Source organism: Algoriphagus jejuensis (genome assembly GCF_039523455.1).
Lineage (GTDB): Bacteria > Bacteroidota > Bacteroidia > Cytophagales > Cyclobacteriaceae > Algoriphagus > Algoriphagus jejuensis.
Map to the genome: position 1 here is coordinate 52,090 of NZ_BAAAFI010000044.1, position 22,425 is coordinate 74,514.

The 22,425-nt window shown below is 48.7% G+C and carries 19 protein-coding genes; 7 read left to right on the forward strand and 12 right to left on the reverse strand.

Features of this window, described 5'->3' with window-relative positions:
- Positions 1 to 11 precede the first annotated feature (11 nt).
- The 3 genes from ABD031_RS17535 to ABD031_RS17545 form a co-directional block, all read right to left on the reverse strand.
- Complete coding sequence (locus ABD031_RS17535) at positions 12 to 1,016, reverse strand: 4-hydroxyproline epimerase (RefSeq protein ID WP_343853831.1); 1,005 nt, start codon at positions 1,014 to 1,016, stop codon at positions 12 to 14.
- Positions 1,017 to 1,151: 135 nt separating this feature from the next.
- Positions 1,152 to 2,597, reverse strand: a complete 1,446-nt coding sequence (locus ABD031_RS17540; RefSeq protein WP_343853833.1) for an aldehyde dehydrogenase (NADP(+)) — start codon at positions 2,595 to 2,597, stop codon at positions 1,152 to 1,154.
- Positions 2,598 to 2,694: 97 nt separating this feature from the next.
- A complete protein-coding gene (locus tag ABD031_RS17545) occupies positions 2,695 to 3,585 on the reverse strand; it encodes a dihydrodipicolinate synthase family protein (RefSeq protein WP_343853834.1) in 891 nt (296 codons plus the stop codon).
- A 186-nt stretch (positions 3,586 to 3,771) separates the two neighbouring features.
- On the opposite strand from ABD031_RS17545, the gene ABD031_RS17550 reads away from it, so the two are divergent.
- The 3 genes from ABD031_RS17550 to ABD031_RS17560 all read left to right on the forward strand — a co-directional run bounded on the left by ABD031_RS17550 (position 3,772) and on the right by ABD031_RS17560 (position 5,616).
- Entirely contained in the window at positions 3,772 to 4,641 is an 870-nt protein-coding gene (locus tag ABD031_RS17550) for an AraC family transcriptional regulator (protein ID WP_343853835.1), read from the forward strand.
- Positions 4,642 to 4,846: 205 nt separating this feature from the next.
- Entirely contained in the window at positions 4,847 to 5,383 is a 537-nt protein-coding gene (locus tag ABD031_RS17555; RefSeq protein ID WP_343853836.1) for a hypothetical protein, read from the forward strand.
- Positions 5,384 to 5,406: 23 nt separating this feature from the next.
- The gene (locus tag ABD031_RS17560) at positions 5,407 to 5,616 is read left to right on the forward strand and encodes a hypothetical protein (RefSeq protein WP_343853838.1); all 210 of its coding nucleotides are present in this window, start codon (positions 5,407 to 5,409) and stop codon (positions 5,614 to 5,616) included.
- 57 nt (positions 5,617 to 5,673) lie between these two features.
- Here the strand turns inward: ABD031_RS17560 and ABD031_RS17565 are convergent, their stop codons facing one another.
- Positions 5,674 to 9,318, reverse strand: a complete 3,645-nt coding sequence (locus tag ABD031_RS17565; RefSeq protein ID WP_343853839.1) for an ABC transporter permease/M1 family aminopeptidase — start codon at positions 9,316 to 9,318, stop codon at positions 5,674 to 5,676.
- Positions 9,319 to 9,326: 8 nt separating this feature from the next.
- Positions 9,327 to 10,214 carry an ABC transporter ATP-binding protein gene (locus ABD031_RS17570; RefSeq protein WP_343853842.1) on the reverse strand — a complete coding sequence of 296 codons (888 nt, stop codon included), beginning with the start codon at positions 10,212 to 10,214 and terminating at the stop codon, positions 9,327 to 9,329.
- A 240-nt stretch (positions 10,215 to 10,454) separates the two neighbouring features.
- Here ABD031_RS17570 and ABD031_RS17575 point away from each other — a divergent pair, with 240 nt between their 5' ends.
- Positions 10,455 to 12,137, forward strand: coding sequence for a DUF885 family protein (locus ABD031_RS17575; protein WP_343853843.1), 1,683 nt, complete (start codon positions 10,455 to 10,457; stop codon positions 12,135 to 12,137).
- A gap of 106 nt (positions 12,138 to 12,243) precedes the next feature.
- On the opposite strand, the gene ABD031_RS17580 is transcribed toward ABD031_RS17575, so the two are convergent.
- The 3 genes from ABD031_RS17580 to ABD031_RS17590 are packed head-to-tail and all read right to left on the reverse strand — an operon-like array spanning position 12,244 to position 13,806.
- Positions 12,244 to 12,948 (reverse strand): periplasmic heavy metal sensor, encoded by a 705-nt coding sequence (locus ABD031_RS17580; protein WP_343853846.1) that lies wholly within the window; start codon positions 12,946 to 12,948, stop codon positions 12,244 to 12,246.
- Between the two features lie 31 nt (positions 12,949 to 12,979).
- On the reverse strand, positions 12,980 to 13,327 hold the full coding sequence (locus ABD031_RS17585; protein WP_343853847.1) for a hypothetical protein: 348 nt from the start codon (positions 13,325 to 13,327) through the stop codon (positions 12,980 to 12,982).
- The gene (locus ABD031_RS17590) at positions 13,324 to 13,806 is read right to left on the reverse strand and encodes an RNA polymerase sigma factor (protein WP_343853848.1); all 483 of its coding nucleotides are present in this window, start codon (positions 13,804 to 13,806) and stop codon (positions 13,324 to 13,326) included. The genes ABD031_RS17585 and ABD031_RS17590 overlap by 4 nt, the downstream gene beginning before the upstream one ends.
- A 132-nt stretch (positions 13,807 to 13,938) precedes the next feature.
- Here ABD031_RS17590 and xerD point away from each other — a divergent pair, with 132 nt between their 5' ends.
- Together xerD and ABD031_RS17600 are read left to right on the forward strand one after the other, a co-directional pair.
- Positions 13,939 to 14,835, forward strand: a complete 897-nt coding sequence (gene xerD, locus ABD031_RS17595; RefSeq protein ID WP_343853849.1) for a site-specific tyrosine recombinase XerD — start codon at positions 13,939 to 13,941, stop codon at positions 14,833 to 14,835.
- A 314-nt stretch (positions 14,836 to 15,149) separates the two neighbouring features.
- On the forward strand, positions 15,150 to 16,559 hold the full coding sequence (locus ABD031_RS17600) for an FG-GAP repeat domain-containing protein (RefSeq protein WP_343853851.1): 1,410 nt from the start codon (positions 15,150 to 15,152) through the stop codon (positions 16,557 to 16,559).
- A 157-nt stretch (positions 16,560 to 16,716) separates the two neighbouring features.
- On the opposite strand, the gene ABD031_RS17605 is transcribed toward ABD031_RS17600, so the two are convergent.
- Positions 16,717 to 16,956 carry a hypothetical protein gene (locus tag ABD031_RS17605; protein WP_343853852.1) on the reverse strand — a complete coding sequence of 80 codons (240 nt, stop codon included), beginning with the start codon at positions 16,954 to 16,956 and terminating at the stop codon, positions 16,717 to 16,719.
- Between the two features lie 264 nt (positions 16,957 to 17,220).
- On the opposite strand from ABD031_RS17605, the gene ABD031_RS17610 reads away from it, so the two are divergent.
- Complete coding sequence (locus ABD031_RS17610) at positions 17,221 to 17,841, forward strand: hypothetical protein (RefSeq protein ID WP_343853853.1); 621 nt, start codon at positions 17,221 to 17,223, stop codon at positions 17,839 to 17,841.
- An 18-nt stretch (positions 17,842 to 17,859) separates the two neighbouring features.
- Here the strand turns inward: ABD031_RS17610 and ABD031_RS17615 are convergent, their stop codons facing one another.
- The 3 genes from ABD031_RS17615 to ABD031_RS17625 form a co-directional block, all read right to left on the reverse strand.
- Positions 17,860 to 18,747: a zinc-dependent peptidase gene (locus ABD031_RS17615; RefSeq protein WP_343853855.1), complete on the reverse strand. Its 888-nt coding sequence runs from the start codon at positions 18,745 to 18,747 to the stop codon at positions 17,860 to 17,862.
- 55 nt (positions 18,748 to 18,802) lie between these two features.
- Entirely contained in the window at positions 18,803 to 20,671 is a 1,869-nt protein-coding gene (locus ABD031_RS17620; RefSeq protein WP_343853856.1) for a heparinase II/III domain-containing protein, read from the reverse strand.
- Between the two features lie 223 nt (positions 20,672 to 20,894).
- Positions 20,895 to 22,421: an FG-GAP repeat domain-containing protein gene (locus tag ABD031_RS17625; RefSeq protein ID WP_343853857.1), complete on the reverse strand. Its 1,527-nt coding sequence runs from the start codon at positions 22,419 to 22,421 to the stop codon at positions 20,895 to 20,897.
- Between the last annotated feature and the right edge of the window lie 4 nt (positions 22,422 to 22,425).

The following is a 22,425-nucleotide window of genomic DNA, read 5'->3' on the forward strand; positions in this document are numbered from 1 at the left end:
CTAGCGTCTGTTTAGATGACTTGAAATCCATGGACATACGGGTCGTCGTCGTCCAGGATGATCGTGTTGTATCCATAGACTTTGGCCCAGCCTTCGATGCTCGGGATGATGGCAGGCTTGTCGCCGATCTCGGTGACTTCCTCGATCCGACCGATAAATTTGGAGCCAATGAAGCTCTCGTGGATAAACTCGTCGCCGGGCTTTAGCCAGCCTTTGGCAAACCACTGTGCCATGCGCGCCGAGGTGCCGGTACCGCAGGGTGAGCGGTCGATGGCTTTGTCACCGTAGAATACGGCATTTCGTGCGGTACTCGTAGGGTCCAAGGTTTTCCCCGTCCAGAGCACGTGAGAAAGTCCACGGATCTTGTCATGTTCGGGATGGATGAACTCATATTTTTCATTCATCTTTTGGCGAAGATTTCGTGCCATCGAGATCAGTTGCTCGGCTTTGAAGTGTTCGATTCCGGGGAAGTTTTCCTGTGGATCGACGATGCAGTAGAAGTTGCCGCCATAGGCTACGTCTACCGTCAATTTCCCAAGCTCCTCGCTTTCGATTTCCAATGCTTCGGCAGCCAGGAAGCTTTTCACATTGGTCAACTTCACAGATTTGACCTTCGTGCCTTCCTGCTTATATTCGATCAGCACGAGCCCGGCAGGCGCTTCCATTCGGAGAAAGCCGGGGGTTTTGGGTTGAATCAAACCTTCTTCAATCGCAATGGTAATCGTTCCGATCGTGCCGTGTCCGCACATGGGCAGACAGCCCGAAGTCTCGATAAAGAGTACCGAGAAGTCATTTTCAGGATCGTGAGGAGGGAAAAGCATGGACCCAGACATCATGTCGTGGCCGCGCGGCTCAAACATTAGGCCGGTACGAATCCAGTCCAGGTTTTCCAGAAAATACTGGCGCTTTTCCAGCATGTTGTTTCCTTTCAGAAAGGGAACTCCGCCGGAAACTACCCGGACGGGATTGCCGCAGGTGTGGGCATCTATGCAGCTAAAGGTGTGACGTGAAGCCATCTATTGGAATGCAAAATTCTAAAATTGTAAGATTTGAAAATTGGCGACACCCTGAGCGACTAGAGTCGCGAAGTCGAAGGGTCCTCGACTCCGCTCGGACTGACATAATTTTGTTGGAAGCCGAAGGGCATAAACTCACTTCTCGTAATTTCCATTTACCAGTCTCCAGATTCCCAGCGGATTTCCATCTCGCAAAGCATCAGGAAGCAAATCCTGTGGCATATCTTGAAAAGCGATGGGTCGGGCAAATCGCTTGATGGCATGAGCGCCAACAGAGGTACTGTTTGCTGCGGTAGTTGATGGATAAGGTCCGCCGTGCTGCATCGCATAGCCAACTTCCACACCCGTCGGTGCGCCTTTGAAGAGTAGGCGGCCACACTTTTCCTCTAACAAATTGATCAGGAAAAGTTGATTTCTCAACTCTTCTTCCTCCGCCCAGACGGTGATCGTCAGCTGTCCGTGGAGGTTTTTGGCGATTTCGGCCAATTCGTCCTCAGACTGATAGACCACCATCATGGCAAATGCGCCGAAGACTTCTTTTTGGAAGACTTTGTCCGCCAGCCAATCTGCCGCTTTGATCTCTGCCAAGGCCGTACTACCATTGATCAGGTGTTTGGGATCGGCCACTTTGACCCAGCGAAGCTCTTCACGAGACTCCAAAAACTGAATCGAGTCGTAATAGGCTTGCGCGATCCCGGGATGGAGCATCGGTGCGCCAGCGATATCTTTTAACTCCTCCGCGATGGCATTTTCAAAAGTTTTTGCCTGGCTCTCCGGCACGAAGATCAAGCCGGGATTGGTACAAAACTGCCCGACGCCCAAGGTCAAAGATCCTACAAAAGCCTTGGCTAGCGCATCGTTATTGGCCGCTAGTTTTTTGGGGAAACAGAAAATAGGATTCACAGAGCCCATCTCGGCATAGACCGGAATCGGCTCGTCACGCTTGTTGGCAAGATCGAAGAGTGCCATTCCGCCGACATGAGAGCCAGTGAAGGCCACCGCTTTTGCTGCCGGATGCTTTACCAAAGCCTGTCCTTCGGCGATGCCTCCCTCGACGTGGGTGAAAAGTGCAGATGGCAAACCTGACTTTAAGATCGCCTGATGGATGCAATCGGCAACTTTTCGAGAGGTCTCAGGATGAGCGGGGTGGGCCTTATAAATCACCGGACAACCAGAAGCCAAGGCGGAAATGGTGTCACCACCTGCAGTGGAAAATGCAAGCGGGAAGTTGCTCGCGCCGAACACGACGACTGGACCGAGAGGTGTCAGCATACGACGAATGTCGGCTTTTGGCAAAGGGGCACGGTTGGGATCAGCCGGATCGACGGTTGCTTCCACCCAAGAACCTTCCTTGACCATGTTCGCGAAAAGCTTGATCTGACCGGTTGTCCTGCCCAATTCGCCGTTGATTCGGCCCTCAGGAAGGTTGGATTCTTTCACCGCCAACGGGACGATTTCTGCGCGGTTTGCTTCAAGGGTTTCTGCAAGTGTGTCCAAAAACTCCCCCTTCTCTTTTCCCGGGAGGTTTTTGTAAAAAAGGAAGGCTTCTTGGGCTGCGCTGAAAATTGAGTCGAAGTTCATGGTTTTGCTAGGTTAGAGAAAGGAGAGATTTGTTAAGAGGCGGAAGTCCGAAGACCGGAGAAGGCTTCCGTCTCCGGTCTTCAGACTTCCGTCTTCCTCACAATTTCGGTCTTTTTGCCAAGCCTTCGGTAATGATTCCTTCGATTCTTTCTCTTTCTTCTCCGATCAACGTCAGTCTTGGTGCGCGTACATGCTCAGATCCGATGCCGCAATGCTGCTCGGCGAGCTTGATGTATTGAACCAGTTTCGGGTGGATGTCCAACTCCAATAGTGGCAGGAACCAACGATAGATTTCTCTCGCTTCTTCGATTTTTCCCTCCTGCAAGAGGTTGAAGACGGTGACGGTTTCCTTAGGGAAAGCGCAAACCAAACCTGCAACCCAGCCAACTGCTCCCATTAGCAATTCTTCCATTGCCAAGGTATCTACACCACAAAGAATTGCATATCGATCACCAAACCGATTGATCATGCGAGTGACATTGGAGATGTCCCGAGTCGATTCTTTTATGGCTTCGATGTTTTTACACTCCGCCAATTCGGCGAACATGTCCAGAGTCACCAAAGTCTTGTAGTCCACTGGATTGTTGTAGATCATCATTGGGAGTGTCGTGGAGTTGGCCACAGTTTTGAAGTAGGTGACCACCTCACGGGCGTCTGCACCGTAGCGCATCGGAGGCAAGATCATCAGGCCCGCTGCACCCAATTCTTCGGCTTTCTTCGCCCAAAAAAGTGCATCCTTTGTAGCTCCTTCAGCAATATTCAAGATCACAGGAACCCGTCCGTTGATGTAGTTGACAGTTTCTCCCGTCAGAGTGATTTTTTCCTCCTGGGACAATACTGAGCTTTCGCCCAAGGTTCCGCCCAGAATGACTCCGTGCACACCTGATTCCAATTGGAAATCTATGTTTTTGAAAAATAGCTCCATGTCCAGACTGCCGTCTGCGTGGAATTTGGTTGTGACCGCGGGAAATACACCTTTCCAGTTCATAGTAAATCTTTTAAATGAGTGCTTTGTATGAGTTTCCGGGGACTTCTTTCCGGCTACAATTATTCCTCAAAAGTAAGCTGTCAAAATACTAAATTCTTTCACGGGATTAATAGTTTGTGATACTATATTGATCAATGTGATTAATATTACGACAGAATAGCTCCAATTTGATACTAGTTTTAAGAGATGACAAAGATAATTTCCTTCCAAATAGCCAAATCCGACATGGAATTTGTGCGGTATCAGGAAGAAAGAGGTCGACATTTTTATGATAAGCTACATCAGCATCCGCAGTTGCAGTTGACGGTGATCTTGGAGGGGAAGGGGCAGTTTTTGAGTGGAGATTATGTGGGTCGCTTTCAGGCTGGAGACGTTTACTTTTTGGGGGAAAATGCGCCCCATGTATTCCGAAGCGACGCGGAATATTTTGACGCTGATTCTGATTTGTCAATAGCAGGAAGCACGATTTTCTTCGACTTTGAGACACTGGGAAATGCTGTCGGAGAGTTGGAAGATCTGAAAGCTCTGAAAAAATTCAGGGAGTACGCAGGCCTTTGCTTTCAACTGAGGGGGGAATCTCGGAAGAGAGTTGTTGAGATTTTTGAGATTTTCGAAAAAGGATCCGGCCTGGTTCGATTTCAACGCGCCTTTGAGTTACTCGATTTGCTCGAGAATTCAGGCGAAGAGCTGATTCCGCTGAATAGAATGGTGCCTTTCAGAGACTTTTCAGAAAAGGATGGCTCAAGGATGAATCGAGTCATGCAGTTTCTGCTGGAAAACCGATTTCAAAAAATAACACTAGAGCAAACCGCCGCAGTCGCTAACCTGAGCAAGGAGGCCTTTTGCCGTTTTTTCAAACTCCGAACTAGGAAGACCTATACCCAATACCTGCTGCAACTTCGAATAAATGATGCGCAAAAACTCTTGCAAGAGACCGATCTCGGGATTTCGGAGATCGCTTATCGGGTAGGATTTGAAAATCTATCCTACTTCAACCGAAGCTTCAAGTCGATCTCTGGGACGACCCCTTTGAATTTCCGAAAAACGAGAGAATAGATCAACATCGGTGAAGCGGTCAGGCTTTGTGTCCGATTTTCCACACTTCCGGAATCCATTTTCTCATTTGTGTCCCCATCAGGCGGCAACGGCCTTTCCAAAAACTTTCCCAAATCACTCAATTTGAGGGTCTTAATGCCTTCTGGGTAGGATGAATTTGTTTGGGGCACCACTATTGGCTTCTAGGTGGAAAACCAACTAATTTATGAAAAAGCTATTACTGTCATTTACCCTTTTACTATTTGGAATCAGCGCCTTTTCGCAGCAAGTCCGAGAACTGGAGGAAATCAATGAGGAAAACTCATGGCTGAAACTTGGGCTAAACATCGCAGCGCCGGTCGGTAATCTTGCCGATTTTTCCTCGTTTGCGCTGGGGTTGGATGCTGCCGGGCAGTTTATGCGAACCGACAACTTCGGGCTCGGTGTCGCCTCCGGGTATACACACTATTTTAAAAAATCTGACGTCGTAGGATCGGATGATTTCGGCGTGATTCCCTTGGGAGTGATGTTCAGGTATTATCCACAGCCCGAAGGCGTCTTTGTCGGTACGGATGCAGGATACTCGTTTTTTACAGGAAGCGGAATGAGTGAAAGCGGAGGTGCGTATATACGCCCACAGCTGGGATACCACAATTACAACTGGAATATTTTCGCCTACTATAATCACGTTTTCACACCGGATCCCGCTATCGACGTGCAGTCGATCGGTATCGCTTGGACATATAACATTCGATTTAAATAAGTTAACCTCAACTACTTTTCACCATGAACTATCTAGAAAATAAGTTTTCGAAAATCTCGGCTTTGGCCGTTTTAGGTCTGATGATTTCTGTCCAACTCTTCGCTCAAGATGGCGGATTGGATATTGACATCGACCTTGGCAAACCTGAATGGTATGAACAGCCTTGGGTTTGGGTAGTCGGTGCGGCAGCGTTTATCTTGATTCTTGTCGCTATTGTGAGGAGGAAGAGGTGAGGAGCTGGTATATTTGGTAGAAAAGGTCACCCTTGATGAAAGAGTGTCCTTTTCTGGTTACTGAGTTTCCACAGGGATCGTATTGTCATCAGGAATCCGATCGATCAACTTGTTATACGGGTCGATTCCGGCTTTTGCAGGTTCACCTTTCACTCGGATCGAGATGGTGCTTTCTCCTGGTTTGATTTTATGTTTTTGGATGTAGAGCGGATTGGTACGTTTTCGGCCATATTCATCGGTATCATCGGCGGCAAATACTCCAATGTCAATGTAGTCCGCATCGTACTCAGCATTAGTCTCACGCCCTGCCTCGTCCGCATAGAGTTTTTGAGACTTGATTTTCAGTGTGACTTCATATTCTCCTTCGGAAATTTTCTTGGCTTCCGCGGTCTCGATTTTGTTGTCATAGAGTGCGAGCCTATTCCAGGTGTCATCCAAATAATACTGGATGCTATCCGGTGTCACGGCCTTCAGGTGACGGTAGAGATCCGAACTCCCAGGGAAAGGCGGATTTTCTTTCAGTCCGAACTCCTGATTGAAGGAGTACATCGCAGAATCCATCGCCTCGGCTCCGATCAAATCTCTCAGGCCATACAGGATCAGACTACCCTTGTTGTACCACTGATACGCCCGATTCGTATTGATGAAGGTGTTTTCCTTTTTGCTTTCGTTCCCTCTGCCGCGTAGGTAGCCGTCAAGTTCGTCCTTGAGAAACCTCGCCATGTTGTCCTTGCCGTATTTTCTTTCCGTCAAGATCAAAGCGGAATATTCTGCCAAAGCTTCTGAGATTAAGTTAGCACCGCGAGTTGCATTTGGGGCGATCTGGTGTCCCCACCACTGGTGAGCCAGCTCGTGCGCAGTAACGTAGTAGACGTAGTCAAAATCGTCTGGATCACCGAAGTTGGCCACCCAACCGAAGTCCTCGGAGAACGGAACCGTATTGGGAAAAGACTGTGCAAAACCGGCGTAGCGCGGAAACTCCAGCAATCTCATCTGCCGAAACTGGAAGTTGCCATAGGTCTCTGAGAAGTAGGTCAGGCCATCTTTGTAGGCCGCCAGGAAGCGGTCGAGATTGTAGGTATGCTTGGGATCATGGAAGATTTCGATGGCCACTTTTTGCCCATCAGGAAGTATGGCTTCGTCTTTCAGTACTTCATATTCTGCGGACACGAAAGTGAAAAAGGACTGGATTGGCGTGTCTTGGATATAGTGGAAGTAACGTCGTCCATCTTCTTCCCATTCTTTTTGCAAGTATCCCGGTGCCACCGCAATCTGAGATGGAATCGTGCTGACCACCGCTTCAAACTGGATGAAGTCAGCATCGTCCGCAAACAGCAGCGTCATTCTGCCTTTAGGATCGTCGTGCGGAGGAAGATCCTCAGGTCTATCAGGCAGCTCGTACTTTTTCCGATCCTCGTCCGAAGTGATCTCCTGGCTCGGATCATAACCGATTTCAGGGATTCCTCCGCTGAAAAATGTGCCGTTGTACACCAGTTCACGACCATATCCGGAGTTCGGAAAGCCCTTGTTCTCCACCTTACTGACGATGGTCAGATTGAGCGTGTCTCCGGGCATCATTGTCTGCGGTAGCGCTGTGATCTGGTACCATTCCTTTTCAGGCTTCTTTCCAAAAAGCTGGAATTTCCTGGCTTCAAAATCCAAAGGAAACCGATGTGACAACGTGTCTCCATCCAAAATTACTTTGAAATCATACAGCGCAGTGGAGTTGAAGTGAACCGAGTCAATCGGAGAGTTGGTCTTGTTGACCAGCTCCACTTTTGCAAGAAAATAGGCGCTTCGATCCAGCGGAAAGAGATCTGCTTGAATGTTCACTTTTGTGTATTTGGGCTGAGGGATTCCCTCGTATTTTTTCAGTTGCTTTTCATAGGCGACTTGCAGCTTGGTGCCTTCCTCGCTAGTCACGTAGTTGTTTTCATACACCACGGTGTGGTAGATGTAGGTACCGGATAGCAGGGCGATGGCCAAGAAGATGAAAGACAACCTTGGGACAGGTTTAGAAAGGCGGGATTTGGCAGTATTCCATCTGCTTTTCCAGGAATTTTCTGTCCCACGACTGAAGAAGATACTGAAGAACAACACCAGAAAGATGCCCCAGGCCGTCCAATAAACATTGAACCAAATCAAGGGTTCGGCGAAATGCCCGAGTCCGTTCATGTCGCTCCAGGTATAGCCCGGCTTGTAGCTGAAGAAAAACAAGTTGAAGTTGTACTCGGCAAAATCTCTCAGGATGATCATCACGAGCCAAACACCAATCGCGGCAGCGTGTCCTGCAAACTTGTTGTTGACCAGCAGATGTACCGCAAAGACTAACATGACCATCTGCAGGTAATCGGGGAAAGAGATCAGGTAGCTGTCGATCAGGTAAACCTTCAGATCGTAATCAAAATAACCCTTGAGCGACTGTACGATCATGCCGACTAAGATGGGAGTGCTGGTCAAGATCAGACAGATCAGAGCCATGCCGAGAAACTTGGAAGCGATCACCACACCGTCTCTGACCGGGAAGGTGTCGTTGATCACCGAGTAGCCAGTGGCCTTGTCTCGATGGAGACTTTCCCCGGTGAAAAAAACGATGATGATGAATACAAACAGGTTGTAATCATAGGTTTTGTACTCCATCAAGAAGGAGGTGGAGGGGAAATTTGGGACGCTGTATAATGTGCTTCCGATCCAGAAATCCAAGACCAAAAAGATCAAACCGCCCAAGAGAATGGAGCGGAAATAAATGTCCTTGCCGATATTTTGAAACTCGATCTTGGTGAGTGTCTTCAGACTGTTCCATTGGTAGTTTTTTGAAAAATCGGAGACCGCGCTGATCTTCTTGTTGATAAAAGTCGGGGCAGCTTCAGCCTTTACTTTGGTTTTTTTCTGAGCAGTCTGAAAGAAATAACTGAAGCTAAATCGCGCATAGGCCGAGACAAAAAACACCAGACCAAGCCCCGTCCAAAGCAGCCGATTCAGGAGCAGATTTCCCTCAACCGGCAGGAGAAAGGAGTTTTTTTCGTAGGGAGTCAGGTAGCGGGTCTGGAGGTTGAGTGTGTTGAGTCCAAAGGGGTCAATCAGCTGTACTATGTCCTTGTTTTCGATGTCCTGCGAAAGAAAATTAGCCAGCAGGTACACGATGAAGACCACGATGCCACCGGAATAGATGGATCGGATATTCCGGGTGAAAACAATCAGCGCAAAGAACAGCGAACCCGCCAGCCAGAGGTTGGGCAGCAAAAGCGTAAACCAAGGCTGGAGGTAGTTGATCAGCAAATTGGGACCATACCGCTCCGCATCCGTTCCGAAGGTCGGGCCAAGCAGACTTCCCAGCCAGATTCCGATGATCGCTCCGGTAGAGATAAAAAGCAGTGTCACGAATGATCCCCAAAACCTGCCCATAAAGTAGGCGGATTTGGTGATCGGGTAGCTGAAGAGAAAGGTACCGGTCTTGTGTTCCAGATCCCGGTAGAGCGGCACGCCCATGATTGCCGAGGCGATCAGGATCCCAAAGATGGAGATCAACACCAGCAGCTGTGCTACAACGTATGGCGAGTTGTGAAAGACTTTTTCAGATGCTGGAGTATTCCCAAATCCGATCAGGAGCATTGTGACGATCAACAACAGCAGAAAGTAAATCCAAGTGGCCGGTCGCCCAAATCGATATTTGAGCTCGAAGAGAAAGATAGCTTTAAACATGGCGCCGCTTAGATGGTGATGGGATCTACTTTTTTGGAAATAAAGCTGAAGTATACATCTTCCAGATCTGCCGATGCCGGCTCAAATCCATTTCCGGGAACTTCCTCGCTTTCGATCCGCAGGCTTAGCTTGCCTGAGATCAGCTTGGTGGAGATCACATGGTAGTCTTTGCGATACTGATCCAGATCTGACTTTTCGATGGACTTTTGGAAGATCTTCCCATTTACCATTGCCAACCCGTCTTTGGGCTTGCCCTGCATCAGCACTTCGCCCATGCAGATGATAGCCATGTTGGAGCAAAGCGTATTCACGTCTTCCACGATGTGTGTGGATAGAATCACGATGGTATTTTCCCCGATTTCCGACAGGAGATTGTAGAATCTATTTCGCTCGGATGGATCGAGTCCGGCGGTTGGTTCATCGACGATGATCAACGATGGGCTTCCCACCAGCGCCTGAGCAATCCCAAATCGCTGGCGCATCCCGCCAGAGAAAGTGCCTAGGGCTTTTTTGCGATCCTTAAAAAGATTAACCCGGTTCAAAAGCGCTTCGACCAATTCCTTTCTTTCGGATTTGTTTCCTATTCCTTTCATCTGCGCGATGTGATCCAGCATCGTTTCCGCATTGATCCGGGGATAAAGTCCAAAATCCTGCGGCAGATAACCCAATCGCTCACGTACCGCTTGCTTGTCGTTCAGCACGTCGATTCCATCCAAATGAATGGAGCCTAAATCCGCATCCTGAAGCGTGGCGATTGTTCGCATCAGCGTGGATTTTCCGGCGCCGTTTGGCCCGAGCAGTCCAAACATTCCCTGTGGGATGGTAAGAGAAATAGCATTTAAAGCCCTCACTCCATTGGAGTAGGTTTTGGTGAGGTTGGAGATGATTAATTCCATAAGTGGGGAGAAAAGTGCGTATAAATTGTTTGTGACAAGGCCGGAGATTCCTTCGAATCAAAGCGATTTTTAATATAATTAATTGGTTTCAAAGGACTTTCATAAAAGAATGTAAAATGCACATTACTGTCGGTTAGAGTAGAATTTCCGTGATTGGTTACGGGTTTTTCAAAAAAATAATCCTAATTGGAATCATTCATTTTTCCCGAAAGGGTGAGAAACCGATTTAAAACACTGACTATGAAAAAACTATTACTTTCCCTGGTGCTGGTGTTTTGCGCCACCCTGACCTGGGCGACCGAGCTGGTGAACCTGATCCAAACCTATCAAGCGGATCGAGGCGCGCTCGGCCGTCTCTACACCAACCAGCTTTCTGCGGAGTACTTTACCCGTATGTTGGCTTTCAATCAGGATTACCTGAAAACGCTTCAGGCTCAGAACTACAGCGGGCTATCGGAAGACGGAAAAATCGACTACGTCCTGTTCAGAAATTTTCTCGAAGAGCAACTGGCAGAGCTGGATTTGGATCAAAGAGCATTTTCAGAAGTTCAGAATGTCGTGGCTTTTGGTGCTCCACTGGAGGAGTTTGTCGTGGGTCGGAGGCGAGCTAAAAAGCCGGACTCCCAAGCGCTGGCTGTGAGCTGGAATGAGGTCTCGAAGGCCGTGGACGCACAGCTGAAAGCGCTTCCAAGCGCAGCAAAATACACCTCTTGGCAAAAAGCAGATTTGGCGGCACAGGCCGTGGAAAGTATCCAAAAAGTGACCAAAGAGGCTTACAGCTACTACTTTGACTACGATCCGCAGTTCACCTGGTGGATGCCGGAACCGTGGAAAAATCTTGATGCAAACCTGAGCGCCTATGCCAAAGCATTGCGTGAGCACTACACGAATTCCGTGAAGGACGATGGCAGCGGCATCATCGGAAAGCCAATCGGCCGGGAAGCGCTGGAGAAGCAATTAGGCTTCGAGATGATCGCTTATTCACCCGAAGAACTGATTGCCGAGGCGGAAAAGCAGTTTGCCTGGTGTGAGAAAGAAATGCTAAAGGCATCCAACGAACTGGGTTTTGGTAACGACTGGAAAGCTGCTTTGGAAATGGTAAAGGAGACGTATTTTCCGGCTGGCGACTGGCCTGCCGAAGTGATCCGACTGGCTGAGGAAGCGACTGACTATGTTGAATCAAACGACTTGGTTACCGTACCGCCTTTGGCAAAGGAAAGCTGGAGAACGATCATGATCTCTGCCGAAAGACAGCGGGTGAGTCCTTTCTTCTTGGGAGGGGAAGTCATTCAGATCGCCTATCCGACTTCGGATATGAGCCATGCCGATAAGATGATGTCCATGCGCGGCAACAATCCGCATTTCTCCCGCGCGACAGTTCAGCACGAGTTGATTCCTGGGCACCACTTGCAGCAGTTTATGAATCAGCGTAACATGACCCACAGGCGCATGTTTGGAACGCCATTTTGGACAGAAGGCTGGGCGCTGTATTGGGAGTTTGTGCTTTGGGATCGGAATTTTCCGCGTGATGCCAAAGACAAAGTCGGGATGCTTTTCTGGAGAATGCACCGCTGTGCACGAATTATTTTCTCGCTCAGCTACCATCTGGAGCAAATGACTCCACAGCAGTGCATCGATCTGTTGGTGGACAAGGTCGGCCATGAGCGGGCAAATGCGGAAGCGGAAGTCAGAAGGTCTTTTGAAGGAAGCTATGGACCGCTTTATCAGATCGCGTATATGATTGGAGCTTTGGAAATCTATTCCCTGCGAAAAGAAATGGTGGAATCCGGCAAGATGCCCGAGAAGGAATTTCATGACCTGATCCTAAGCCAGAACGCTATGCCGATCGAAATTCTGAGAGCCAAAGTGACCGGCAAGCCGCTGGATAAAAATCATAAGGCTAGCTGGAAGTTTTTGGATTGATGGAATGATCCCTCCAAGGGTTTCAGATCCCTTGGAGGGTTAGACTTTGCTCAACAAAAAAGGAAAGCCTAAGCCTTCCTTTTTTGGTTTAAAACAGATCCGAAACTCAATCCGGCATATTCTTCAGCTTGACTACGATTACGCCGTTTTCGCCTTCCTGGCCATATTTTTTGATTGCTTCTTCGCCTTTGAAGACCGACATGCTTTCGATGTCCTTAGGCTCGATGTTTTCCAAAGTTGCTACTTTCTTTAAGCCCGATTTGGTTTCGATGTAGAAGATGGGCTGTGCACCATTTCCGGCGACGCTGACGGCGATTTTGGGAGACGTGGAAGTGGCTACACCCTGCACGGTCGCGGTACCGGAACCTGAGATTACCTGGACTTGATTGCCATAGAGCGAAGATGCCCCGCCAACGACAGCGATACCTCGCTGCTGCAGCTTGGTGATCTGCTCAGCAGTCAGCTCGTTTTTGATCGAAACCATAGTACTGAGCTGTGTTTTCTTCATCTGGTTTTCCAGTCTCAGCACTTCGTCCATTTGCTTGGACACAGCGGCTTGGTCGATCTTGGATTGATCCAGCATTTTTTTGAGCTTGGAGGTAGCATCGTCCAGATCCCACTTGAGCGTGGAGAAAGTGCCCGCATTGTCCGCATGGAGTTTCTTGATCTTGGCTACTTGAGCATCGGAGAGTTCGATGTCATCCCGTGATTCCATCAGATTGTCCGTGGAGTAGATTCTCATCTTGAAGATGTCTTGGGCCTGAGTAAGGCTGGCAGTCAGGAAAAAAAGGAGGAAGAGTGTCTTTTTCATAGTTCTGGATTTTTGAATTGAAATAGTTGGTTTAGTATTCGGTGAGTAGGGAAGCCGTGGGAGATTCCCAGATATCCATCTCGGTCGTATGTTCGATGTAGAATTGCATTTCCCGGTCGGGGCCTTCTTCCAGCGTGATGATGATTACCTCACCGATTGAATTTTGAGGAACGATAGCGTCTTTTTCTCCGAGGATTTCTTTCTCTCCCAACAGGAAAAATCCTGCCGCCAGGGAAGCTGCAATTCCAGCCGGAATCCACCAGCTTAGGCTCCTTTCTTTCGGGATTTTCGGGAAATCAGGTAGAGGAATCTCCCGATCTTTTTCTTTCATGGCCTGAAAGAAGCCTCTTATTTCTTTTTCTTCTTCGGAATGTCTCATTTCTCAATTCTCATTTTTTCTATCCATTCTTTCAGTTTCTTTTTGCCCCGATCGTAGTGAGTTCTGACCGTCCCGATATGGAGCTTGAGCACCTCTGCGGTTTGCTCCAGCGTCATTTCGTGGTAGAAAACCATCAGCATCACTTCCTGCTGCATCTTTGGAAGCCGACGAATCAACGCTTCGTAGGTTTCCGGCTCGGGTTCTGCCTCTTCCCAGATGATCTCTACTTCAGCATCCAGACTTTCTGTTTTTCCTGATTTTCTTAGCTCGTCGATGGCTGTAAACCGAATGATGGCAAACAGCCAAGTCTTGGGATACTCCTCATTTTTCAGTCTTGCTTTCCCCTCCAATATCTTTAGATAAACCTGCTGAATGACGTCCTTTGCCAGTTCCCCGTCAAACCCACAGCACTGCCTCGCCCAAAGGAAGGCCTCTCTGTGGTGATCGCGGAGAAAAGTTTCTAGCTGGTTGCGGTTCATTTACACAGGTTGATCGGAAGAGGCGGGGATTTATATGACAAGTTTTCTGAAAAAAGTGGAAAAGTTGTAAGGAGGCAAGGTTGTAAGGTTGGTTCATCTTTCCAACTTTGCCACTTTCCCACCTTGCAACTTATGTGGCCCCAACTCATTCGTCAATTTCGCCATCACTTGAAGCTCGAGCGCTCGCTGAGCGAAAACTCCATCGATGCCTACACCGGTGATGTGGAGAAGCTGGCAACCTTTGCGGAGCGGGAATTGGCCGGAAAAAGTCCGCTGGATCTGGATCTGGATCACCTCCGAAAGTTTGTCTACGCCCTTGCGAAGCTCGAAATATCGCCTTTTACCCAAGCACGGATTATCTCTGGGATCAAAGGGTTCTACCGCTTTTTGATGTACGAAGATCGGATCATGGAGGATCCGTCCCAGCTACTCGAAGCTCCCAAACTCGGAAGAAAAGTGCCTGACACGCTTAGCTTTATCGAAATCGAAAAGCTGCTGGAAGCTATCAAGCTAGGCGAACCGGAAGGTCACCGCAATCGGGCCATGCTGGAGATGCTCTACAGCTCAGGCCTGCGTGTGAGTGAGTTGGTCGAACTGAAAAAAAGCCAAATCTTCACGGAAATCGGGTTTTTAAAGGTCGTGGGAAAGGGTAACAAGGAACGGCTCGTTCCCATCGGCAAGGACGCTCTGAGATACCTCAAACTCTACGAGGAGCATGTCCGAGTCCATCAACACCCTGCAAAAGGACATGAGGAATATGTTTTTCTCAACAGGCGCGGTCAAAAACTCACCCGGGTGATGATTTTTCTGATTATCAAAAAGACGGCAGAACTGGCCGGAATCCACAAAAACATCAGCCCACATACCTTCCGGCATTCCTTTGCGACGCACCTGATCGAGGGCGGAGCTGACCTCAGAGCCGTACAGGAGATGCTGGGACATGAGAGCATCACGACGACCGAGATTTATACGCACTTGGATCGGGATTATCTGCGGCAGACGCTGACGGATTTTCATCCGAGGAAGTGAGTTTTTGAATTCTCGTTATCGGTGGACAGTCCACGGTCGCCGGCAGGTTTGCCATTGATGAAGGCTTTTACCGAAAGATTCAACCTTAGAAGCGCAGACTTTTTAAACGTACGATTCATTTTTAATCCGCAATTTACGGCTTCATGAAACAGTTTTTCTTCGCTATAGTTGTTCTAGTTTCGTTTTTCTCCTGTCGAGGAAAAAATTCTGAAACGACAGACACCCCTAATTTAATCCCGACCCCATCGGGAATTTCTGGTAAAGAACTTGCCGCGACCCATTGTAGCAGCTGTCACGCTTATGTTGATCCGAGCATGCTTCCTCGATCTAGCTGGGAGGAGGACGTTCTGCCTTCGATGGGACATCGACTGGGCTTTTATAAAGGCGAACATCAGCCCGACAGTTTGTTTGGTCGGGGAGAAAATATAGCGATCGTCCGGCGTGCGGGAATCTATCCCGAGAATCAGACGATGGCGACGGAAGATTGGAATAAAATTATCGCCTTCTATCTCGAAAATGCCCCTGACACGATCCTAGCGCCAAAAAGAAGCGAGAAAATCAAAAAAGGGTTAGCCCGTTTTACCTACAAAGAAGTAAACTACGCCAATCGTCCGGCCATGACGACGATGGTCAAGATCCTGCCCGATCAGCGCGGAATCGCTTATAGCGACGGAAAACGAGAGCAAAGCATTTTAACTTTCCTAAGCCCTGATTTGGAGAAAACATATGACCTTGGCTTTGCCGCGACTCCAGTCGATTTGTATGAGAAAGCCGACACGCTTTACTTGACAATGGCGGGAGTAGGCGTATTTCCAAACGATCTTCCGGGCGGATCGCTGCAGAAGCTTTCCAAATCCGGCGGTTCGGCAACCTACAATGCCGCCACCCAAGTGATCGGTGGCATGCAGCGACCCGTGCAGACGGCTTACGGCGACCTGAACAACGACGGGCTCGAAGACATTGTCGCCTGCGAATTTGGGGACCTGACGGGTAATTTGGTATGGTTTGAAAACAAAGGCCAAAACCGTTACTCAAAGAAAATCCTACGTGCAAAGCCGGGTGCAGTCTCCGCAATCATCAAAGACGTAAACAGCGACGGTCTTCAGGATATTGTCGTGTTGATGGCGCAGGGGGATGAAGGGGTGTTTCTGTATACCAACAAGGGAAATGGCGAATTCAGCGAAAAGAGGCTGTTGTCCTTCTCTCCGCTCAATGGATCGCTCTACATCGAACTGGCAGACTTCAACAACGATGGCTTCGAAGACCTGATCTATGTCGCTGGCGACAATGCGGACCGCACGCCCTTTCTGAAAGCCTATCATGGTATTTACATCTTTCAGAATGACGGCAATTTCAATTTTTCGCAGTCGTGGTTTTATCAGATGAACGGCGCCTACAAGGCGATCCCCCGCGACTATGACTTGGACGGAGATTTGGACATCGCCGCGATTTCCTTTTTTCCGGATTATGTAAATGCGCCGGAGGAAAGCTTCGTCTATCTGGAGAATAGGGGAGATTTGAACTTTCGGGATTTTTCCTTTCCCGAGGCCACCAGTGGGCGATGGTTTGTCATGGATGCGGGAGACCTCGATGGCGACGGAGATATCGATCTGGCGCTGGGCTCATTTGTGTACTTCGAACCAATGGGAGATAGCACGGGATTGGGGAAAAGATGGCTGACGAAAGGGCCATCTGTCGCTGTGCTGGAGAATATGACCCGGTGAGGGCGATTGGGATTACCCGAGGAAGCTCGCGAATGCTGGAAGATCACTCTCCCTCAGAATCGATTGGGAGGAGCCAAAAAGAAAAGGAGTTGACAAACCGGACCTTGCCAACTCCTCTCGTGAAGATTTTTTGAAATAAGCGAAAGTTAGCCGTTTATCAGACTTTGGGAGCCCAACTGGCGCAGAGCATGCCGTCGGCTGCCAAGTCAGGATGGGCACAGTCCGGTCGATGATGACGCTGGCAGCTGTTGCAGTGCATAGACTTGTCAAGCTGTTGCAGGATAGAAAATTGATCACAGGTATATTCTTCGCTTACTTTCAGCTCGTGGGTTTTGCAGAGATTGGCTTCGGTGAAGGAATTGCAGTGGTTGCAACTGGAGGAGATTCGGATAGACATGGCTTCGGTGTTTTGGTGTACATTAATTTACCCCAAAAAAACCAATATGGTTCTGATAGCCAATCAATATGAATTTGTACTAATTAAAAATAAGCCTTCCCAAATGATTGAAAGGGCATATTTCAGGAAAAATCGTGCTGAGCAAGATCGATGACGGATTCCGATTCAAGCTTGGCAGAGTTGCTAAAAAAATTCGCTACCTGAATTTGCCTTTTTAGTTATACTTGCGGGATGAATCGAGATTTTAGAGCTGTACTTTTAGCCATGCTACTGATTTCAGCCACTGCTTGCACTTCGTCCAAAGTTTTTACCACTCAGTTTTGCAAGGTGTGCCTGAGCCAAGAAGACGGTGTTTTACTTCTCCCCTTGGCTTGGGAGACAAGCTTTCGGCTCTTGAGTGTTGCGGAGCAAAACCAATTGGAGCGACAGATCTTGGAAAAACTCCGAAGCCGGGGATTTACCAAGGTGGAACTGTATGACCGGCTGGACTATGAGCTGCTAAAAGCGGGCATCAAGGATCTGAATGATCCGAAGCAGCTTTCCAAGATTAGTTCAGAACTGGGCTATCCGTATCTTTTGGGTCTTTCGATGGGACCAAGTCGGGCAGGAGAGAGTTGGGCATTCCTCAGTCCCGAAGAAGTTAATGCGAGTGTTCCTACACCGTCTCCGGACATGGAAGTGAGTGCGACAGTACGAATCGCCTTGATAGAAACAGATACGGGACAAATCGTCTCTGACAAGACGGTCGTTTCGAGCAACTCGGGTTGGAGCAATACCGACGAAGACGGCGGGGAGGACTACTGGAATTTTGCTAGCATCTCAGGCGTACTTTTTCATGGCGTGGACAAGGGGACCGCTGCAATGGTGAAGGACTGCGGTTGCTAGGCGCATACTTAAGCTATCTCAATCGTACTTCATACAGCAGTTCTTGAATTTCTTTCCACTGCCACAGGGACATCGATCATTTCTCCCGATGGTTCGCTTTAACTTATTGTCACCTACCTGGCTTTCCGCCCAATCATTTCTAAAAACCGTGGAAAGCACGTCGTATAACTCAGGATGCTTTTCTTTGAAAAGCTTTGGTCGCTCAAAAAAGTACTCGCTGGCTACCGCCAAAAACTCCTGCTTATTCGTCGCTCCGTAGATATTGATGTCGCTTTTCCCAGCGATCATTTCTTTAGTGTTCTCGCTGATCAAATGCAGCCAAGGCATGATTGCCTGATTTTTCATGATCAGAAGCGGAACTCCATCGATGTCGCCATCCTGCTTGTCAAACAAGTGCACAAACTCATGGATCCCCACATTCGACTTGTCATTGGCATTGTCAAAGCCTTGGTGCAATGCCGGTTTGGAAAAAATCACCACGTGATGCATCACGCCGCCACTGCCTACCATGCCTGAGATATTGCGGTCTTGCTCGCTGAAATCATACTTTTCAGTAAACAAATCAGGGTATAGGAGCACTTCATGCAGGGTACTATATTCCCATTCTGGAAAAGCAAAGACCGGGATCACGGCACTGCTGGCTACCAGAAGTCGGTCCTCGTCATCCACGGTCGTTTTGATCCCGGTTATTCTCACGCGCTTTAGAAATCGCAAAACATCCGATTCGAACGTCGTCTTTTCGTCATCATTCAGCGAAGCATAGAAATTTACTTCTTTGAGCAGGTAAAGCCTCCAGTTTTCCGGAAAGGTAACCGGGACGTCAAAGCCGCTTTTTATTCTTTTCGAGCGAAAAAGTAAAAACAGAATGAGGGCTATGAATAAGCCGACTAATACATTTGTAATCAAGGTTTGGGAAGTCTAGGATGATTGGGTGAAATTATTGAAAAGCCTTCAAACCCAACTATTCCCCAGAAAGCCGCACTTTTATCGTTGTCTTCCCATCCTCAATTTTCCAGGCTGGAATGCGTATCTCGACCCTCTTTAAACCTTCAATCTGACGGTCGAGTGCAAGTGGAGCAGGGTACAGAGAGACCACGGAAACCGTCAGTTCGGGATCGGATTGGTTTTCGAGTTTCAGCACCTTCCCGTCCTGTGTCAGTATCGCGCCTCCGGGGGTGATTTGCACGTCGGCAGTTGTCATCATCTGCCAAGTGATCAACTGGGTGCTTTCAGAGAGTTCAATGGCGTCTTCGATGGTGATGGAAAGGGGGCTGTCCTTGACAAACCTGCGTGAAGCAGATTTGACCTGTCTGCCTAGCGTTGCACTCATGTCAAACGTCGCTTCTGGGTTAGGCCCCTGCTTAAACTCTGTCAGCGTAACCAAACCCTCGGTGCGGTGCAGCGAATCGTTTATCGTGAGCGTGCTGTGTCCGTAATTGTTTTTGGTGAGCAGATCCCAGCGCTCGCAGGTTTGGCATCGACTCCAGAGATCAAAGCCAGTCTGTTCTAGCTCATTATAGCTTTGGTTTCCCGGATCGATGGACCAGCGTACTCCATTCAGTTCAAAGATGAAGGAGCCTCCATCCATATTTCCGTGGTTTACCATCCCTCTGCCTCCTTTTCCACCGAAGTAATACGAATGCGGATCCTCATTACCGCCGGTGAAAATTACCACCGGGTTGGAACCTTCGCCTTTCCAGGCGGCGGGGAGTCCTTCCCCACCTTTCTCTTCGTATTGCGAGATCCAAGCCATGGAGGCGCCACTAAGACGAAACAGCTTTCCAGGGTCTTTGGATGCATTAAGAAACCGGTCTTTTTCAAAGAACTGGGGATTCCCAGATTTGGCAGCAAACCAAGCTAGGATGACGTCACCGCCTTGGCTTCGCTTATCTCCGCAATCGGCAAAGTTGTAATACCAGCCCGACGGGGCGTTGGTCAAAGCTCTGAAAACTGCACTCTCTTTGAAGGCTGGGAAATCCCAATGCCCAAAGTCCTGCCCAAAGGCACTCTCCAGCATAGCGGCGGTGATCACAGAGAAGCTGGTGCCGTAGCCCCAGTAGGTGGAGCCTTCCGGGTAAACTCCGTCTGGGCCATATTCAACCAGGGAGAGAGGTAACCCGTCGAGGGCTCGTGAGATCGTTTTTGCGGCGAGTTCTGGATCGACTTCTGCAATGGCAATCGAAGCGGCAATCATCCCGCCGTTGCAGACTTGGTTCCAGTTGTTGGTGCCATTGACCCAGCCTGGAGATTTGCCGTTTTCTGGCCAGCTGGGAAGGATTCCTTTTTCGATCAGGGATTTTTTGGACAGCTCCTGGGTGGATTTGGGTAAAGCTCCCGCTGTCCAATCGAGGGCGAATGCCACCGCAGTGGACATTTCGGCTACATCGAGGTAGTGAGCCGGATTCCAGTCGGTAAAATTGCAAACTGCAATAAGCTCCTCGTTGATACGAGCCAAGATGTCTGGATCTTTTTCCATCAGGTACACCAGTCCGAGCATGTTGATCCTATACAGCATTTCACGGGAGGTTCCCAACAAACGGCGGCCGACCATCTCTCTTTCCAGCAGGGGCTTTTTCAAGATGGCTTGAGCGCTCGCCTTGATTTCCGCATACATGCTTTGCAAAACCGGGTCAGTCTTGGTCTTTTTCTTTAGGTTGTTGAGGATTTCGGCGTTGTAAACCAGCCGGGGCTGGGATTTTCTCAGGTTTTTTTTCAGGTAGGCCGCCGACATAGGATTGTCGAGGGTGGGGATTTCTTGATCTTGGGCAGTAAGCGGAAAAACAACTGCCATACAAAGCAGGCAAATAATAAAGCTGATCTTCGATTTCATGCGGTTTGGGTTTTTGATTGATCAGGTAGTCGGTGTAGCAATAATCTATGGATAATTAAACCAAAAATCCACCAAGTACCTATTCCATTCAAACGGTTTGTTTCATTCATCCCTGAAGGGGCGATTCGCTCAGCAATGTCGTCAACGATACATCGGTCATCCGTCTTCCATTCCATTTGACAGAGAAATTTCGACCAATAGCAGAAAGGCGTATAGATAGCTTCTAATTTTTACCGTTTTCCAAAATCAACACACTCGGGATTTCATCGATACCCCGCAGGAGCAGCTTGGTGTATTCGAGCGTATTGTGGGAATACGCGCCCAGTACGATGTCTTTGTCTCCGTCCGCGTCAATGTCGCCTACATCTAGGGTTAGCCATTTTCCCAATGCTGCCTCGGGGTTGTACTTGGGTGTGAAAGTGAGGTTTCCCTGGTTTTCAAAAAGAAGAAACTGCTGCTCGGGATTTTCAAGTTCGTCATAGAAAGCAATCGTCGCCAAGTCCAGATCTCCATCTTCGTCAAAGTCCACCGCCATCGCCTTGGCCGCGCCATATTGTGGATAAAACCAAGATTCTTCGAAAGTTGCATCCCCTTTGTTTTCATAGATGCGAAAGCCATGGTAAGGCTTCAGGACAGAGGAGTAATCCCAATTGTCTCCGTTGCTTACCAGTAGATCTAGCTTCCCATCTGCATTCAGATCATGCATTTCGAAGAAGCTGGAGCCCATTACGGGGGAGAATCTCAATAAAATTTTTTCTGGCTCAAACTCACCGTTTCCCCGGTTGTAGAAGACGGAGATGCGTTCATTCCCTTGACAAAACAGCGCCACGATATCCGGTTTCCCATCCTGATTCAGGTCGTGAACTTCTAGTTTCCGTGCACCGGCTCCGCCTAGCAGAAGCGGTTTGGAACTTAGATTTCCATCGGGATAAACGGAAATATTTCCTCCGTGATTACCATAGTTGCAGAGCAGAAGGTCGGGTTTTCCGTCTTTTTTCAGATCTTCCCAAACTCCAAACACCGGCCTGGCCAGCTGATCCAAGACCTGACTCCATCCATCTGAATTCAAGTCCATTTCATAGATCGCCCCCTGTGACAGGTCGCTGGGAGCGATGGAGCCAATGGTCAGAAAAACGAAGACGTTCGGCGCTTTTTGCAGGTAATGAACCGGGGGGCTCGCTGTAGGGGGAAGTGTAAAAAGTTCATCGCTTTGGACTTTCACATAGAGTTGATTGGTGCCTGCATCTCCGATAAAAAGCTCAGCCCTTGGCTCATTGATGGCGACCAGACTGGTTTTTGGGCCTTGGATACCTTCGATGAAAAGCTTTTTTGGGGTGAAGCCCTCTAAAACCCCCGGTGTTTCTTTGGGCTTTTGGCCAGGCAGTTCTTCGGGTGATTCTGCGGCATAAAAGGCCGTGATCGAGCGAAAATCTTTGGGATCGATTTGAGGTGAGGGCGGGTAGATTCCGAGCTTTTTCAAAACAGCAAGCTCTTCTTCTGATTTGTTTTCCCAAATCAGAAGGCTATCCTGGGCCTCCCGAAATCCCATGAAGGCTGCCATCTGTGGCAAAACCCGATTTGTCCAGACATCCTTCGGTAGAAGAGAAGGCGATGGATAGGCATGGCAGGATGAGCAGTAACTTTCAGCCAAAACCTTCCCCCTGAGTACGGCTTCATTTTGTCCTTGGACGCGAAAGCAAAGTAGCAATCCCAGGAATGTGAGGGCGATAGATTTAAGGATGAGAGCCATTGCT

Coding starts and splice junctions, on each gene's coding strand:
- ABD031_RS17535 (WP_343853831.1), bottom strand. CDS start 1,016: ATGGCTTCACGTCACACCTTTAGCTGCATAGATGCCCACACCTGCGGC.
- ABD031_RS17540 (WP_343853833.1), bottom strand. CDS start 2,597: ATGAACTTCGACTCAATTTTCAGCGCAGCCCAAGAAGCCTTCCTTTTT.
- ABD031_RS17545 (WP_343853834.1), bottom strand. CDS start 3,585: ATGAACTGGAAAGGTGTATTTCCCGCGGTCACAACCAAATTCCACGCA.
- ABD031_RS17550 (WP_343853835.1), top strand. CDS start 3,772: ATGACAAAGATAATTTCCTTCCAAATAGCCAAATCCGACATGGAATTT.
- ABD031_RS17555 (WP_343853836.1), top strand. CDS start 4,847: ATGAAAAAGCTATTACTGTCATTTACCCTTTTACTATTTGGAATCAGC.
- ABD031_RS17560 (WP_343853838.1), top strand. CDS start 5,407: ATGAACTATCTAGAAAATAAGTTTTCGAAAATCTCGGCTTTGGCCGTT.
- ABD031_RS17565 (WP_343853839.1), bottom strand. CDS start 9,318: ATGTTTAAAGCTATCTTTCTCTTCGAGCTCAAATATCGATTTGGGCGA.
- ABD031_RS17570 (WP_343853842.1), bottom strand. CDS start 10,214: ATGGAATTAATCATCTCCAACCTCACCAAAACCTACTCCAATGGAGTG.
- ABD031_RS17575 (WP_343853843.1), top strand. CDS start 10,455: ATGAAAAAACTATTACTTTCCCTGGTGCTGGTGTTTTGCGCCACCCTG.
- ABD031_RS17580 (WP_343853846.1), bottom strand. CDS start 12,948: ATGAAAAAGACACTCTTCCTCCTTTTTTTCCTGACTGCCAGCCTTACT.
- ABD031_RS17585 (WP_343853847.1), bottom strand. CDS start 13,327: ATGAGACATTCCGAAGAAGAAAAAGAAATAAGAGGCTTCTTTCAGGCC.
- ABD031_RS17590 (WP_343853848.1), bottom strand. CDS start 13,806: ATGAACCGCAACCAGCTAGAAACTTTTCTCCGCGATCACCACAGAGAG.
- xerD (WP_343853849.1), top strand. CDS start 13,939: ATGTGGCCCCAACTCATTCGTCAATTTCGCCATCACTTGAAGCTCGAG.
- ABD031_RS17600 (WP_343853851.1), top strand. CDS start 15,150: ATGCTTCCTCGATCTAGCTGGGAGGAGGACGTTCTGCCTTCGATGGGA.
- ABD031_RS17605 (WP_343853852.1), bottom strand. CDS start 16,956: ATGTCTATCCGAATCTCCTCCAGTTGCAACCACTGCAATTCCTTCACC.
- ABD031_RS17610 (WP_343853853.1), top strand. CDS start 17,221: ATGCTACTGATTTCAGCCACTGCTTGCACTTCGTCCAAAGTTTTTACC.
- ABD031_RS17620 (WP_343853856.1), bottom strand. CDS start 20,671: ATGAAATCGAAGATCAGCTTTATTATTTGCCTGCTTTGTATGGCAGTT.
- ABD031_RS17625 (WP_343853857.1), bottom strand. CDS start 22,421: ATGGCTCTCATCCTTAAATCTATCGCCCTCACATTCCTGGGATTGCTA.